10 protein-coding genes are annotated in these 14,324 nt (G+C 71.5%); 5 read left to right on the top strand and 5 right to left on the bottom strand.

The genetic code is table 11. The annotated features are described in order from the left end of the window. Positions 1 to 13: 13 nt before the first annotated feature. The 5 genes from ACFWEG_RS24355 to ACFWEG_RS24335 all read right to left on the bottom strand — a co-directional run bounded on the left by ACFWEG_RS24355 (position 14) and on the right by ACFWEG_RS24335 (position 7,467). Positions 14 to 1,273: an arginine deiminase gene (locus ACFWEG_RS24355; RefSeq protein WP_387218917.1), complete on the bottom strand. Its 1,260-nt coding sequence runs from the start codon at positions 1,271 to 1,273 to the stop codon at positions 14 to 16. A 45-nt stretch (positions 1,274 to 1,318) separates the two neighbouring features. Continuing rightward, the gene (locus tag ACFWEG_RS24350; protein WP_387218914.1) at positions 1,319 to 2,800 is read right to left on the bottom strand and encodes a basic amino acid/polyamine antiporter; all 1,482 of its coding nucleotides are present in this window, start codon (positions 2,798 to 2,800) and stop codon (positions 1,319 to 1,321) included. Between the two features lie 182 nt (positions 2,801 to 2,982). Then, positions 2,983 to 4,176, bottom strand: coding sequence for an RICIN domain-containing protein (locus tag ACFWEG_RS24345; protein ID WP_387218911.1), 1,194 nt, complete (start codon positions 4,174 to 4,176; stop codon positions 2,983 to 2,985). 190 nt (positions 4,177 to 4,366) lie between these two features. Then, positions 4,367 to 5,689 carry a hypothetical protein gene (locus ACFWEG_RS24340; protein WP_387218909.1) on the bottom strand — a complete coding sequence of 441 codons (1,323 nt, stop codon included), beginning with the start codon at positions 5,687 to 5,689 and terminating at the stop codon, positions 4,367 to 4,369. A gap of 146 nt (positions 5,690 to 5,835) precedes the next feature. Continuing rightward, complete coding sequence (locus tag ACFWEG_RS24335; protein WP_387218907.1) at positions 5,836 to 7,467, bottom strand: endo-1,3-beta-xylanase; 1,632 nt, start codon at positions 7,465 to 7,467, stop codon at positions 5,836 to 5,838. 344 nt (positions 7,468 to 7,811) lie between these two features. On the opposite strand from ACFWEG_RS24335, the gene ACFWEG_RS24330 reads away from it, so the two are divergent. The 5 genes from ACFWEG_RS24330 (at position 7,812) to ACFWEG_RS24310 (ending at position 14,292) form a co-directional block, all read left to right on the top strand. Next, on the top strand, positions 7,812 to 9,092 hold the full coding sequence (locus ACFWEG_RS24330) for an extracellular solute-binding protein (RefSeq protein WP_387218905.1): 1,281 nt from the start codon (positions 7,812 to 7,814) through the stop codon (positions 9,090 to 9,092). A 105-nt stretch (positions 9,093 to 9,197) separates the two neighbouring features. After that, positions 9,198 to 10,205 carry a carbohydrate ABC transporter permease gene (locus ACFWEG_RS24325; protein ID WP_387218903.1) on the top strand — a complete coding sequence of 336 codons (1,008 nt, stop codon included), beginning with the start codon at positions 9,198 to 9,200 and terminating at the stop codon, positions 10,203 to 10,205. 86 nt (positions 10,206 to 10,291) lie between these two features. Beyond that, positions 10,292 to 11,197 (top strand): carbohydrate ABC transporter permease, encoded by a 906-nt coding sequence (locus tag ACFWEG_RS24320; RefSeq protein ID WP_387218900.1) that lies wholly within the window; start codon positions 10,292 to 10,294, stop codon positions 11,195 to 11,197. A gap of 84 nt (positions 11,198 to 11,281) precedes the next feature. After that, the gene (locus ACFWEG_RS24315) at positions 11,282 to 13,051 is read left to right on the top strand and encodes a glycoside hydrolase family 43 protein (protein ID WP_387218898.1); all 1,770 of its coding nucleotides are present in this window, start codon (positions 11,282 to 11,284) and stop codon (positions 13,049 to 13,051) included. Between the two features lie 203 nt (positions 13,052 to 13,254). Continuing rightward, entirely contained in the window at positions 13,255 to 14,292 is a 1,038-nt protein-coding gene (locus ACFWEG_RS24310) for a LacI family DNA-binding transcriptional regulator (protein ID WP_387218896.1), read from the top strand. The last annotated feature ends 32 nt before the right edge of the window (positions 14,293 to 14,324 follow it).

Below are 14,324 nucleotides of genomic sequence, written 5' to 3'. Positions count from 1 at the left end.
CCCCGCACCCTTCTCAGAAGTCGACCGGGTCCCGCACCAGCGGGCAGGTCATGCAGTGGCCGCCGCCGCGTCCCCGGCCGAGCTCCGCGCCGACGATGGTGACGACCTCGACGCCGGCCTTGCGCAGCTGGGTGTTGGTCTGGGTGTTGCGGTCGTAGGTGAAGACGACGCCGGGCTCCAGGGCGACGGCGTTGTTGCCGCTGTCCCACTGCTGGCGCTCCGAGGCGTAGACGTCGCCGCCGGTCTCGACGATCCGCAGGCCGGGCAGGCCGAGGGCGCGGGCGACCACGTCGGTGAAGGCGGCCGAGCCCTCGTCGACGATGTCGACGCCGAGCGCGTTGTCACCGGGGCGCAGGGAGAAGGTGTGGACCGCGTCCATGATCCGCGGGTAGAGGGTCACGATGTCGCGGTCGGCGAAGGTGAAGACGGTGTCGAGGTGCATCGCCGCGCGCAGTTTGGGCATGCCGGCGACGACGACGTGCTCGGCCGCGCCGTTCGCGAAGAGGGACGCCGCCACCTGGGTGATGGCCTGGCGCGAGGTGCGCTCGCTCATGCCCATGAGGACGACGCCGTTGCCGACCGGCATGATGTCGCCGCCCTCGAAGGTGGCCCTTCCCCAGCTCTGCTCGGGGTCGCCCCACCACACGCGGGCGTCGCGGTAGTCGGGGTGGAAGGTGTAGACGGCCTTCATCAGGAGCGTCTCGTCGTGGCGGGCCGGCCAGTAGAGCGGGTTCAGGGTGACCCCGCCGTAGAGCCAGCAGGTGGTGTCGCGGGTGTAGAGGGTGTTCGGGAGCGGCGGCATGAGGTACTCGCGCGCGCCCTGCGACTCGCGGGCCAGGGCCAGGTAGCCGGAGCGGTACGCGTCGGGCAGGTCGACGGTGGACAGGCCCCCGATCAGGTACTCGGCGAGCGGGCGGGGCTCCAGGGACTCCAGGAAGGCCCGGGTGTCGTCGACGAGCCCCGGACCCACCTCGTTGGGGGTGATCTTGCGGTCCAGGAGCCAGTCGCGGGCCTCCGGCAGCGCCATCGTCTCGGCGAGCAGGTCGTGCAGCTCGACGACCTCGACGCCGCGCTGGCGGAGCTTGTTCACGAAGTCGGCGTGGTCGCGCTGGGCGTTCTCCACCCACATCACGTCGTCGAAGAGCAGGTCGTCGGAGTTGGTGGGGGTGAGTCGGCGGTGGGCGAGGCCGGGGGCGCAGACGAGGACCTTGCGCAGCCGGCCGACCTCGGAGTGGACGCCGAGGGCCGGCGCGGCGGGTTCGGTCGTGGTCATGGCGGGGTGCCTTTCGGTGGGTCCGGGAGCGCGTCGGGTTCGGGGTCAGAGCTCGATCCAGCCGGCCGCCAGGGCGACGACGCCGAGGACGGCGCCGACGACGGTGACCGCGCAGAGGACGGCCTCGCCGGGCGAGAACGGCCGCCGGTGCTGCTCGCGGCGGGCCTTGACGAAGAGGAAGGTGGCCGGGGCGTAGAGGATGAACGAGACCAGGACGTACTTGAGCCCGGCCGCGTAGAGCAGGAACGCGGTGTAGACGACGGCGAGCGCGGCGATCGCCAGTTCGCGCCGGGTGGCGCCCCCGACGGCGCCCTCCCGCTCCGGTCTCGCGGCGAGCTTGAGGGCGAAGGCGGCGGCGAGGAGGAACGGGATCAGGCTGAGCGAGCTGGTGAGGTCGAGGGCGAAGGTGAATGCGTCGTCGGAGAACATCGTGACGACGAGCACGACCTGGCTCAAAGCGGTGGTCAGCAGCAGCGCGGGAACGGGGACGTCCGCGGCGCTGGAGCGCCCGAGGAAGCGCGGCATGTCCTTGTCCTTGGCGGCCACGAACAGCACCTCGGCGGCCATCAGGGTCCAGGCGAGGTAGGCGCCGAGGACGGAGACGATCAGTCCGACGCTGATGAAGACCTTCCCCCAGGTGCCCACCGCCGACTCCAGGACGCCTGCCATGGACGGCTGGCGCAGCTCGGCGATCTCGCCCATGGGCAGCAGGCCGTAGGAGACGATCGTGACCGAGGCGAAGACGGCGAAGACGCTGAGGAAGCCGAGCACGGTCGCCCGTCCGACGTCGGAGCGCCGCTTGGCGTGCCGGGAGTAGACGCTGGCCCCCTCGACGCCGAGGAAGACGAAGACGGTGGCGAGCATCGTCCCGCGCACCTGGCTGAAGAGGGATCCGGCGTAGTCCGCGCCGCCGAAGTTGTCCGCGAACACGGACGGGTCGAAGTAGAAGAGCGCGAGGACGACGAAGAACAGGATCGGGACGATCTTGGCGACGGTCACGATCCGGTTGATCGCGGCGGCCTCCTTGACCCCGCGCCGCACCAGCAGGAAGAAGCCCCACAGCCCGAACGAGGAGAGCACGATCGCGAGCACGGTGTCGCCCTCGCCGAGCGCCGGGGCGATCGCGCCGATCGTAGACATGATCAGCACCCAGTAGGTCACGTTGCCGACGCAGGCGCTGGCCCAGTAGCCGAAGGCGGAGAAGAAGCCGAGGTACTCGCCGAAGCCGGCCTTGGCGTACGCGTAGACCCCGGCGTCGAGGTCCGGGCGGCGCACGGCCAGGGACTGGAAGACGAACGCGAGCATCAGCATGCCGAGGCCGGCGATGGTCCAGGAGATCAGGGCGCCCGCGACGCCGGTCTCGGCGGCGAAGCGGCTGGGCAGGGAGAAGACGCCCGCGCCGACCATCGAACCGACGACGAGGGCCGTCAGGGTGACCAGCGTCAGTTTGGCCGCGGGCGGCTCCCCGGCCGTGGACGGCCCCGCGGAGGCGGCGGGCGGCGGCGCGCCGGTGTCAGAGGCGTTCATCGGGGGTCCCGTCCTCAGCCATAGCCGCTCCGATCGGGTACGAGTGCCTTTCAGGGCATTCAAACCCTTCACGGCGATCCGTGCGACGCGGACGGCGGCTCCCGGGCGACGGGAGAGCCCCCTCCCGGCCACCGTGGGGTAGCGGCCGGAAGGGGGCCGGTCGGGGGTCGCTCAGGGACGGGTCAGCGGATGTCCCACTTCATGTTCTCGCCGCCCCAGCAGTCCCAGATCTGGATCCGGGTGTCGTTGGCGGTGCCCTGGCCGGCGGCTTCGAGGCAGCGGCCGGAGTTGGGGTTGCGGATGGTGCCGTCTGAGTTGACGGTCCACTTCTGGTTGGCGCCGCCCCAGCAGTCCCAGAGGTTGACCCTGGAGCCGTTGGCCTTGGCGCCGGCGCCGCCGCCGACCTCCAGGCACTTGCCGAAGGCGCGGATGGTGCCGTCGGAGGCCAGGGTCCACTGCTGCGGCGGGCCGCCCCAGCAGTCGTAGATGATGACCGGCGTGCCGTTGGCAGGGTTGCCGTCGGTCACGTCGAGGCAGCGTTTGCTCTGCCGGCCGACGATCGCCTTGGCGCCGCCGCCCCCTCCCCCGCCGTTGGTGGTGAAGGCGAAGTCGTCGACGGCCAGGCCCGCGCCGCCGACCCACGGCTCGAAGCCGGCCTGCACGCTGGTCAGGTACCAGGAGCGCTGGATCTGGCCGCGGGAGACGGCGTCGTCGGTGAACGCGTTGACGGAGAAGTCGAGCGAGCCGGTGCCGGAGGCGCGGACGTAGCTGATGACGTTCCAGCCGATGTCGCCGATCCAGACGTCCCAGGTGGCACCCTCGATGGTCGCGGTGGCGACGCGGGAGCCGATGGGCTGGGGGCGCCCGCGGTGGTCCAGCCAGATCATCAGCTCGGCACCGGTGTTCTGCCCGTCGCTGCGGGGGGTCGGGTCGAACCACAGGTCGTAGGAGGCGTTCCACTCGCCGGAGTTGGGACGGGTCATCGCCACGGAGCTGCGGACATTGCCGAAGTCCTGGACGCGCAGCGGGAGTCCGCTGCCGGCGGTGCAGTTGCCGTAGTGGCAGCCGGCGTAGATGGAGGGGTAGCCGGCGGGGACGTTGTCGGTGGGGTTGTTGTGGTCCGCGGCGGTGATGGCGAACCCGTTCGGGCGGACGTCGATGCACTGCCGGGTCGAGGCGCCCCAGCGGTTGTTCTGCACCACGTACTTGTTGTTCTGGACGGGGGCGGAGGCGTACTGGTCGCAGAGGACCGGGGCCGCGGCGGCGGGCGCCGCCGTGGTGACCACGGCTCCGAGCAGGGAGGCGAGCAGCGCGGCGACGGCCGCCCAGAGCCGGATCAGCCTGGTTCTGCGGCTCGTTTCGGCGGTTCGGGACATGGGGGGTGCCCTTCTTCGGGGACGGGGCGGGGAGCGCGGTCGCGGCTCACGGGAGCGCTCCCATGGGGATCGACGGTGGCACGGGTGGTGCGCGGGACGGAAGGTGTGTGCGGCGGGGAGCGGATTCCCGACGGGTCTACCGGTCGCCGCAGGGGCGGGTTTCGGACGGACGCGGAGCCGTTCCGCGGGCTCAGCGGCAGCGGGCGGTGAACCCGTTGGCCGCCAGGCCCTGGCAGAACGTCGCCTTCGCAGCCCCGTAGCGCGAGAGCCGGCCGTCGACGAACCAGGTGGAGTCGACCGGGAAGTCGAAGCTGCCGTCGTCGATCCCGTCCCAGCCGTAGCGGAAGTCCAGGTTGATGTAGACGACCGACTTGATCACGCCGCGCAGGTCGTGCTCGCCGGGGAGGTTGGGGATGGGGCCGCGGTAGTTCATCAGCGAGAACAGGCGGCGCATCCACAGGTCGCCGCGGGCCTGCTCCAGGCCGGCGGTCGATCCGTTGTCCGCGGTGAAGTTCATCATCCCGGCCTCGGAGAGGACGACCGGTTTCCCGTGGTCGCGGGCGAACTTGACCAGCTTCAGGACGTTGCCGTCGTGGTCGAAGTTGCGCCAGACGGCCGCCGGGTTGCCGTGGGAGTCGGTGCCGATGTAGGCGTTGCGGCACTGGGTGGCGCCGACGTCGTAGTTCTGCGGCGGGGTGCCGTTGTACAGGTAGCCGCGGTCGTATATCGGCAGGCAGAGCTCGTGGGCGAAGATCGAGACGCCCATCCAGTCGACGGCCGCGTCACCGGGATACATCTGCTCGAACTCGCCGCGCACGGGGTGGAAGACGTGACTGAGGTTGCGGGCGGTGGAGCGGCTGTCGAGGTAGTTCGCCAGCCGGTTGAAGGCGTTCTTGTAGGAGGAGCAGCTCGCGTCGGTGCAGTGGTAGAAGCTGCTGACCTCGTAGTCCAGGCGCAGCTTGAACTTGGCCCGCGGGTAGGCGTTGGCGAACGCGAGCAGCCGGTCGAGCTGGGCGGTGTGCTGCCCGGCCGCGATCTCGGCGGTGACGGCGCGGGAGCGGGCGGCCTTGGCGTTCTCGTCGCCGCCGGTGAAGCCGGGCGGATTGTCCTTCCAGCTGATGCCGACCTGGATGGTCTTGCCCTGCGCGGCCTGCTGCTGGGCGAAGTCGCGGTGCGCGGGGCCGACCCAGTCGCCCTTGCGCAGCTCGTAGTAGACGGAGGCGCCGTCGGCGTTCTGGGCGAAGGTGTTGTAGTCGTCGAGGGCGGCGGAGGTGGACTGGCCGAGCAGCAGTTCGGGGGCGCCGGGGAAGGCAGCGGCCGCCGGGGCGACGGGGGCGGGGGCGGGGGCGGTCAGGGGTGCGGCGGTCGCGGGCCCGGCGAGGAGCAGCAGGGCGGTGGTGACGGTGCCGGCGACGGCGGCGCGGACCAGGCGCGCGGACCGGCCGAACGGGCCACGGCGCGGGGGCGTCGGGGGCTCGGGGGCGGGACGGTGGGAGCTCGCGGTGGGATGCACGGGGGGACTCCTTGCAACGGCTCGGTGGGGGGGAGGAGCGGTGCGGCGGGGGCGGTGCGGCTCGGGTGGAGCGGGGCGCCGGGCGAGGAAGCGGGGTGTCGGACCCGCCCGGCGCCCCGGTCAGGGGACGCGCGCCGAGGACGGGATCAGCGCGGTGCCGTCCAGGTGTAGGTGGGCGTGGTGGTCTGGCTGGTCTGCGTGCTGGGCTGGTAGTTGAAGCTGTAGGAGAGGGTCGCCCCGGCCGGGACGCTCACCGGGAGCTCCCAGCGCTTGTCGGTGCCGTCCCAGGTGAGGAAGTAGTTCAGGGGCGAGCCGCCTGCGATCCGGTACTGGACGGTGACGAACGTCGCCGTGAAGCCGTTCGGCTTGAACCAGACGGTGGTGCCCGATCCGCTGGTGACGCCCTGGGTGAACGCCGCGCCGGGGTCGGTCGGGGTGGGTGTCGGGGTCGGGGTGGGAGTGGGCGTCGGTGTGGGGGTGGGGGTGGGTGTCGGGTTGGTGCCGCCGCCGCTGCCGTTCACCCAGAGCGGCTTCTTGATCTCCGCGAGGAAGTTGTTCAGGACGGTCGGGTCGGCCTGGACCCGGGAGTCGCCCCAGTTCCCGTTGGCGCAGCCGGGTCCGCCGGCCTGCGCTCCGGGCTGGCACTGCCACTGCGTCTGGGCGTCCCAGTTGGTGTTGATGTACGCGGCGGAGCGGATGACGTCCTTGTTGCGGTTGACCCAGTCGAAGTAGCCCGCGTGCCAGCCATCCCAGATCGCCTGGCCGCTGGAGGCGGCCGGGTTGTTGCGGAAGATGCAGCTCTTCGTCTTGGCGCCGGTGCGCGAACCCTGCGGCGCGGCCTCGGAGACCATCACCGGCTTGGAGTGCGCACGGGCGAAGTCCAGGACCCGGTTCTGCAGGGCGACGGGGTCGGTGTCGTAGGAGCCGCAGCCCCACTGGGACTGGACGGAAAGGGAGTTGTAGAAAGAGGACGTGCCGACCCAGTCGACGTAGGCGTCGCCCGGGTACCACTTGTCGAAGTGCCGGGGGTCGGTCACGACGTAGTTGTACTCGGGGCGGTCGGGGTTGGTGTTGACCGGCCAGGCCGCGGACTGCCAGACGGTGGCGACCCTGGTGGCCCCGAGCGCGTCGATCCGGCCCTTGATGTAGCGGAACGCGTCCTTGTAGTACTCGGAGTTGTAGCAGTTCCAGGGGCCGTCGAACTCGTAGCCGATGCGCAGCAGGACGTCACGGTCGTAGCCCTTGAGACGGTTCACCATCTCGTCGACCTTGGCGCGGTACTGCGTGATCAGGTTCGGGTTTCCGCCCGTGAGATCGGAGTCGTTGCGGCCGATGATCGCGCGCAGCGGCTGGTTGCCGCAGCCGGAGGTGGCGTCGGAGAGGTAGAGGCCGACGGCGAGGGTGGAGTTCGGGTACTGGTTCAGGGTGCGGGCGAAGTCCACGGTGCCCGCGCCCCAGTTAACGGGGCCGGTCATGCCGGCCAGCGGCGCGGGGGAACCGCCGAGGACGAGGTTGGTGTAGAGGGTGACGCCGCCGGGGGCGGGGGCGCCGAGGTTCGGCTTGCCGAGCACGTCGTTGCGGTAGTCGGTCAGCGTGTCGCTGTCCTGGCCGAGGACCAGCATGACCTTGCCGTTCGCCGGTACGCCCCGGCCGGCCGGGGCGGCGGCCTCCGCCGGGGCCTGTCCCGCGAGGCCGGCGAAGGAGACGAGGGCGCTGACCGCCACCGCTCCCGCGCCGAGCGCCCGCATCAGCGGTCTGCGGTTCCTGGGGTTGTCCATGTGCGGCTCCGGGTTCTGCGTCGGGGGGTGGGGCGGTCGAATGATGGAGCGCGGCGGGGCCCGCGGCAACCCCTTCCGAAAGTTTCGATCAGCCACGCAGGTCAGAGCGGGTGCGGCCCCGAAAACGACGGGTGTTGCGCAGGATGCGACGGACCATATCGGCACACAATGTCGCCGACTACCGTGAAGTGCATCGAACTTGCCGGGCCAAGCTCGATACGGCCGCGCATTCGAGAATGCGATGCGACAAGATTTCGCGAAAATCTTGACAGGAGTTTCGGGAGCCGGGACCTTGATGCCACCCGACCCGCACCTCACTCACGCACCTCTCCCGGAGGACCACCATGGGCCGTACGCGTGCCTGCAGAACCGCTGCGGCGATCGCCGCCTCCGTCTCCCTGCTGACCCTGTCCGCCTGCGGATCCGGGTCCGGGGAGGCCGACGGCAAGGTCACGCTCACCGTGGCCACGTTCAGCGACTTCGGCTACAAGCCGCTGATCGAGGAGTACAGGAAGAGTCACCCGGACATCGTCATCAAGGAGCGCCTCTCCCAGTTCGACCAGCACCACAACCAGCTCTCGACGCAGATCGCCTCCGGCAGCGGCGCGGCCGACGTGGTCGCGATCGAGGAGGGCTACCTGCCCAAGTTCCGCACGGTGAAGGACAAGTTCACCAACCTGGCCGACCACGGCGCGCTGGACCGCAAGGGCGAGTACCTGCCCTGGAAGTGGGAGCAGGGCACCCTCGGCACCTCCGACTTCGTGATGGGCTACGGCACCGACGTCGGCAGCCTCGCGATCTGCTACCGCACGGACCTGTTCGAGCAGGCCGGCCTGCCGACCGACCGCGCCGAGGTCGGCAAACTGTGGCCGACGTGGGACGAGTACTTCGCCACCGGTGACAAGTTCCGGGCCAAGGTGAAGGACAAGGCCTGGTTCGACAGCTCGGGCAACATCTTCAGCGCCATGATGAACCAGACCGAGTTCGGGTTCTTCGACAAGGACGACACGTACATCGGGGACAGCAACCCGAAGGTCAAGGAGTTCTTCACCGCCGCCGCCGAGGCCACCGCCGGCAAGCAGTCCGCCAACCTGGCCCCGTTCAGCCAGCAGTGGAACGCCGGTATCAAGCAGGGCAAGATGGCCACGATGACCTGCCCGGCCTGGATGACCGGCCTGATCAAGGGCGCCGCCGGCGAGGCGAACGCCGGCAAGTGGGACATCGCGGCGGTGCCGGGCGGCGGCGGCAACTGGGGCGGCTCCTTCCTGGCCGTGCCCGAGCAGTCGAAGCACGTCAAGGAGGCCGCCGAGCTGGCCAACTTCCTGACCTCGGCCGCGTCCCAGAAGAAGATCTTCACCGGCCCGGTGGGCTCGCTGCCGTCACTGGCCTCCGTGCTCGACGACCCCGAGGTCCAGAGCACCAAGCAGGAGTACTTCAACGACGCCCCGACGGGCGAGATCTTCGCCTCGTCCGCCAAGAGCCTGACGCCGAACTTCCGCGGGACCAAGGACCAGCAGGCCCGTATCCCGTTCGGCAACGCGCTCCAGCTCGTGGAGCAGGGCAAGGCCGACCCGGAGAAGGCCTGGGAGAAGGCGCTCGCCGACGCGGAGAAGAACCTCCGCTAGACCCGGCACCCCCGTGGGCGCGCCACCCGGCGCGCCCACCGCCGGTGCGGCGACGCCCGGCCCCCACCCCGCACGCCACGACGCAGACGAAGACGGAGAACCCAGATGGCGCTCCAGGCCCGCCCGACCCCCGGCGGCCCGAGAAAGGCAGCCGGACCAGGCACGTCGCCCGGTTCCGGACGGCACAGCCGCCCGGGACCCGACGGCCGGCGGAGCAACCGGTGGCGTGTGGAGCGCCATCTGATCCCCTATGTCTTCGTCGCGCCGTTCTTCCTCGTCTTCGGCGTCTTCGGGGCCTATCCCCTGCTGCAGACGTTCTGGGTCTCGCTGCACGACTGGGACCGGCTCTCCGGGGCCGGCCGGTGGGTCGGCTTCGAGAACTTCAGCCGCCTGCTCGACGACTCCGACTTCTACACCGCCACCTTCAACACGATCAGCATCTTCGTGGTGTCCACGGTCCCGCAGCTGATCGCCGCCCTCGGTCTGGCCTGGCTGCTCGACCGGCACCTGCGCTCCCCCAGCGTCTGGCGGGCTCTCGTCCTGGTGCCGCAGTACGTGTCCGTGGTCGCCGTCGCCCTGGTCTTCTCCCAGCTGTTCGGACGCGACTTCGGGATCGTCAACTGGGTCCTGCAGAGCCTCGGCGTGATCAGCGACCCGATCGACTGGACCGGGGAAACCTGGAGTTCGCACCTGGCGATCAGCTTCATGGTGATGTGGCGCTGGACCGGCTACAACGCGCTGATCTACCTCGCCGCCATGCAGGCCGTCCCCCGCGAGCTGTACGAGTCCGCGCAGATCGACGGCGCGAGCCGGCTCACCACGTTCCTCAAGGTCACCCTGCCGTCCATCCGGCCGACGATCGTCTTCACCGTGGTCATCTCCACGATCGGCGGCCTCCAGCTCTTCGCCGAGCCGTTCCTGTTCGACCAGAGCGGCAACGCGGAGGGCGGCGCGGAGCACCAGTTCCAGACCCTGACGCTGATGCTCTACAAGTACGGCTTCATCAACAACGACGCCGGGTACGCCTCCGCGATCTCCTGGGTCCTCTTCCTCGTCATCGCCGTGATCGCCGCGGTGAACTTCCTGCTCGCCCGCCGCTCGTCCAAGGCCTGACCACCGGTCGGCCCGTCCCGCCGTCCCCGGCGACCGCCGCAGGCCGGCCCCTCACCTCGTCGCACCTCCGGGCACAGGAGAATCCCATGGCCGTCACCGCGCCCCCTCAGCCACCGACCCCCTACGCCCCCGGGCGCGGGCTCACCCGACGGGTGCCGCGCCGGACCAACCGGCTCGACCGGTCGGGCCCGTTCGTCTACGCCGTCCTCGCCGCGGTCACCGCGGCCTCCGTCTTCCCGCTGTACTGGACCTTCGTCGTGGCCTCCCACGACGACAACTCCGTCCTCGCGGGCGCGACCCCGCCGCTGGTGCCCGGGGGGTACCTGTTCGAGAACATCGGGCGGGTCTTCGAGCTCAGCGCGTTCTGGCAGGCGCTCGGCAACTCGCTGATCGTCGCCGGCACCACCGCGGTCAGCAACGTCCTGCTCTCCTCGCTGGCGGGCTTCGCCTTCGCCAAGCTCCGCTTCCCCGGCCGCAACACGCTGCTCGTGGTGGTCGTGGTGACGGTGATGGTGCCCACCCAGCTCGGCATCATTCCGCTCTACATGCTCGTCACCGACATGGGCCTGTACGGCAGGCTGGCCGCGCTGATCGTGCCCGCGCTGGTCTCCGCCATCGGGGTCTTCTGGATGCGCCAGGCGATCGAGGAGAACATCCCGAACGAGCTGGTCGAGGCCGCCCGCATGGACGGCGCCGGGCTGCTGCGCACCTACTGGCACGTGGTCGTGCCCGGGGTGCGGACCACGGCGACCGTGCTCGGCATGTTCACCTTCATGTTCGCCTGGAACGACTACTTCTGGCCGCTGATCGCCCTGCCGCCGGAGAACGGCACAGTGCAGATCGCCCTCAACCAGCTGGCGGCCGGCTACTACACCGACTACACCCTCATGCTCGCCGGGGTCGTCGTCTCGGTCCTGCCGGTGCTCGTGGTCTTCACCCTGCTCGCCCGCCGCATCGTCTCGGGCGTGATGGCCGGGGCGGTCAAGGGCTGAGCGCCGGCCCCCGCACACCCTCCCCTGCCCTCCCCGTCGGCTTCGAGCGTCCCTCGCGTGCCCCGCGAACCCCACAGGAGAACCATGACCGCCCCGCAGCGCCTTCGCGACCAGGACCTCCCCGGCGGCCACCCCACCGCGCCCGCTCCGTCGCGCAGGTCCGCCGCCGCACCCGACCGGGCCCCCGGCCCGATCGTCAACCCCGTGCTGACCGGCTTCCATCCGGACCCGTCCGTGCTCCGGGTCGGCACCGACTACTACATCGCCACCTCGACGTTCGAGTGGCTGCCCGGGGTCACCGTCCACCACTCGCGCGACCTGGTGCACTGGCGTCCGCTCGGCGGGCTGCTCGACGAGGAGCGGCTGGTCGACCTCGTCGGGCGGCCGGACTCCGGCGGGGTGTGGGCACCGTGCCTGTCCCGCACGGACGGCCTGTTCCACCTGGTGTACAGCAACGTCACCAACCTCTCCGGCGCGTACAAGGACGTCCGCAACTACGTCGTCACCGCGCCCGACCTCGCCGGCCCCTGGTCGGACCCGGCGCCGTTCCCGTCGCACGGTTTCGACCCGTCGCTCTTCCACGACGACGGCCCCGACGGCGACGGCCGGAGCTGGGCGGTGTGGATGGAGTGGGACCACCGGCCGGACCGGCACCCCTTCGCGGGCATCCTCCTCCAGGAGTGGGACCGCGCCGCCCGCCGGGTCACCGGACCGCTGCACCGGGTCTTCAGCGGCACCGCGCTCGCGCACACCGAGGCCCCGCACCTCTACCGCCACGACGGCTGGTACTACCTGATGACGGCCGAGGGCGGCACCGGCTGGCAGCACGCCGTCACCGTCGCCCGCTCGCGCACCCTGGCCGGCCCCTACGAGGCGGACCCGGCGGGGCCCATGCTGACCAGCGCCGGCCACGCCGGGCTGCCGCTGCAGAAGGCCGGGCACGGGTCGCTGGTCTCCACCCCCGCCGGCGAGTGGTACCTCGCCCACCTCACGGCCCGCCCGCTGACCCCGCTCGGGGCGTGCGTGCTGGGCCGGGAGACGGCGATCCAGAAGGTCGAGTGGACGGCGGACGGCTGGCTGCGGCTGGCCGACACGCCCGGTGCGGACACTGACGGCGTCGACGCGAAGGGTGCGCCCCTCCCCCGGCTGACGGTGCCCGCCCCGGACCTGCCGCCCGCCCCCGTCCCCGCGCCCCCGGCGCTCGACCACTTCGACGCGGCCGCCCTCGGCCCGCTCTGGTCGACGCTGCGACGCCACCCGCACCCGTCGTGGCTCAGCCTCACCGAGCGCCCCGGGCGGCTGAGGCTGCGGGGCGGCGAGTCGCTCGGCTCCACCCACCTGCAGAGCCTCGTCGCCCGCCGCCAGCAGGCCGCCGACTTCACCTTCACCACCCGGCTGGAGGCGGAGCCCGCCTCACCGCTCCAGATGTCCGGGCTCGTGCACTACTACAACTCCGTGCTCTGGCACTATTTGCACCTGAGCTGGGACGACGGCCTCGGCCGGGTCCTGCGGGTCGGCGTCTGCGACCAGGGCCGCTACACCGAGCCCGCCGGGCCCGTGCCCGTCGGCGAGGGGCCGGTGGAGCTGCGGCTGGAGGGCCGCGGCGCGGCCGGCCGCTTCTTCTGGCGGGACGGCGCCGGCGCGGCCGCCCGGGCCTGGCGGCCGCTCGGCCCGGCGCTGGACGTCAGCCGGCTCTCAGACGAGAGCGCCACCACCGGCGATCCCGCCACCGGCCACTTCACCTCCTGGGGTTTCACCGGCGCGTTCCTGGGCCTCGCCGCCCAGGACCTCACCGGGGCCGGTGCACCGGCGGACTTCGGCTGGGCGGAGTACGTGGAGACCGGCCCCGCGTGAACCGCGCGGACGGAACCGGCGGCCGCCCGGACCGGGAGGACGGCCGCCCGCACGCCGACGGCGGCCGTCCGGCTCCCGGACCGGGCCGGGCGTGGCCGCCGGGACCACTACGCTTCCCGGAACGGCGCACCACCGTCGGGCCCACCGCCCCCGGACCGGCCGCCGGGTCCAGCTACGGGCAGACGCGGAAACGGACGGCACGCATGACGGCGGACGACATCACGACCCCCGGCAGGATCACCCTGAGCATGATCGCCTCGGTGGCCGGCGTGTCCGTCTCCACGGTGTCGAAGGTGCTCAACGGCCGCTCGGACGTCTCCGCGGACACCAAGGAGCGCGTCGAGACCGTCATGGACGAGCTCGGCTACCAGCGCCGGCCCGCCCGCCGCCGGGGCAGCGTCGTCGACCTCGTCCTGAACGAGCTGGACAGCCTCTGGTCGGTGGAGATCATCCGCGGGGTCGACGAGGTCCTCGCCCAGGCCGGGGCCAGCATGGTGCTCTCCGCGGTCCACGGCCGCAGCTCCGACACCCGGGAGTGGCTCGACCAGTTGGCCTCGCGGCGCAGCAGCGGCGCGATCCTGGTGGTCTCCGAGCTCACCCCGCAGCAGCGCAAGCGACTGACGGCGATGGACATACCGTTCGTGCTCGTCGATCCGGTGGGCAGCGTCGACGCGCTGGTTCCCACGGTCGGCGCGGCGAACTGGTCGGGGGCGGTGAGCGCCACCGAGCACCTGATCGGACTCGGGCACACCCGCATCGCGCACCTGGCCGGGCCGCGCCAGCTGCTGTGCAGCCGGGCGCGGGCCGACGGCTTCCGGGCGGCGATGGAGCGCGCCGAACTGGCGGTCCCGGAGGGGTGGGTGTCCTACGGCGAGTTCAACGACCGTTCCGGCAGCGCCGAGACGGCCCGGCTGCTCGACACCGTCGAGGCCGCGGCCGAGGAGCCGCCGACGGCCGTCTTCGCGGCCAGCGACCTCCAGGCGCTCGGCGCGTACGAGGTACTGCGCGCCCGGGGGTACGCCATCCCGGACGACGTCAGCGTGGTCGGCTTCGACGACCTGCCCGTCGCCCGGTGGACGCATCCGGCGCTGACGACGGTCCGTCAGCCGCTGCTCGACATGGCCGCGATGGCCGCCACCACCCTGCTGAAGATCATCGACGGGGAGCACGTCGACACCCTGCGGCTCGAACTGGCCACGCAGCTGATCGTGCGGGGCAGCACCGCGGGGCCGGCGCGGTAGCCGGGGCGCCGCGCACGACGGACGGCACCGCC

Source organism: Streptomyces sp. NPDC060194 (assembly GCF_042728285.1).
Taxonomy (GTDB): Bacteria; Actinomycetota; Actinomycetes; order Streptomycetales; family Streptomycetaceae; genus Streptomyces.
Note: the sequence above shows the minus strand (reverse complement) of the source record. Positions and strands in the feature narration are given on the sequence as shown.

Excerpts from the sequence above, each read along its gene's own strand:
- ACFWEG_RS24345 (WP_387218911.1), bottom strand. The coding sequence starts at position 4,176 with ATGTCCCGAACCGCCGAAACGAGCCGCAGAACCAGGCTGATCCGGCTC.
- ACFWEG_RS24310 (WP_387218896.1), top strand. The coding sequence starts at position 13,255 with ATGACGGCGGACGACATCACGACCCCCGGCAGGATCACCCTGAGCATG.
- ACFWEG_RS24335 (WP_387218907.1), bottom strand. The coding sequence starts at position 7,467 with ATGGACAACCCCAGGAACCGCAGACCGCTGATGCGGGCGCTCGGCGCG.
- ACFWEG_RS24350 (WP_387218914.1), bottom strand. The coding sequence starts at position 2,800 with ATGAACGCCTCTGACACCGGCGCGCCGCCGCCCGCCGCCTCCGCGGGG.
- ACFWEG_RS24355 (WP_387218917.1), bottom strand. The coding sequence starts at position 1,273 with ATGACCACGACCGAACCCGCCGCGCCGGCCCTCGGCGTCCACTCCGAG.
- ACFWEG_RS24330 (WP_387218905.1), top strand. The coding sequence starts at position 7,812 with ATGGGCCGTACGCGTGCCTGCAGAACCGCTGCGGCGATCGCCGCCTCC.
- ACFWEG_RS24315 (WP_387218898.1), top strand. The coding sequence starts at position 11,282 with ATGACCGCCCCGCAGCGCCTTCGCGACCAGGACCTCCCCGGCGGCCAC.
- ACFWEG_RS24320 (WP_387218900.1), top strand. The coding sequence starts at position 10,292 with ATGGCCGTCACCGCGCCCCCTCAGCCACCGACCCCCTACGCCCCCGGG.
- ACFWEG_RS24325 (WP_387218903.1), top strand. The coding sequence starts at position 9,198 with ATGGCGCTCCAGGCCCGCCCGACCCCCGGCGGCCCGAGAAAGGCAGCC.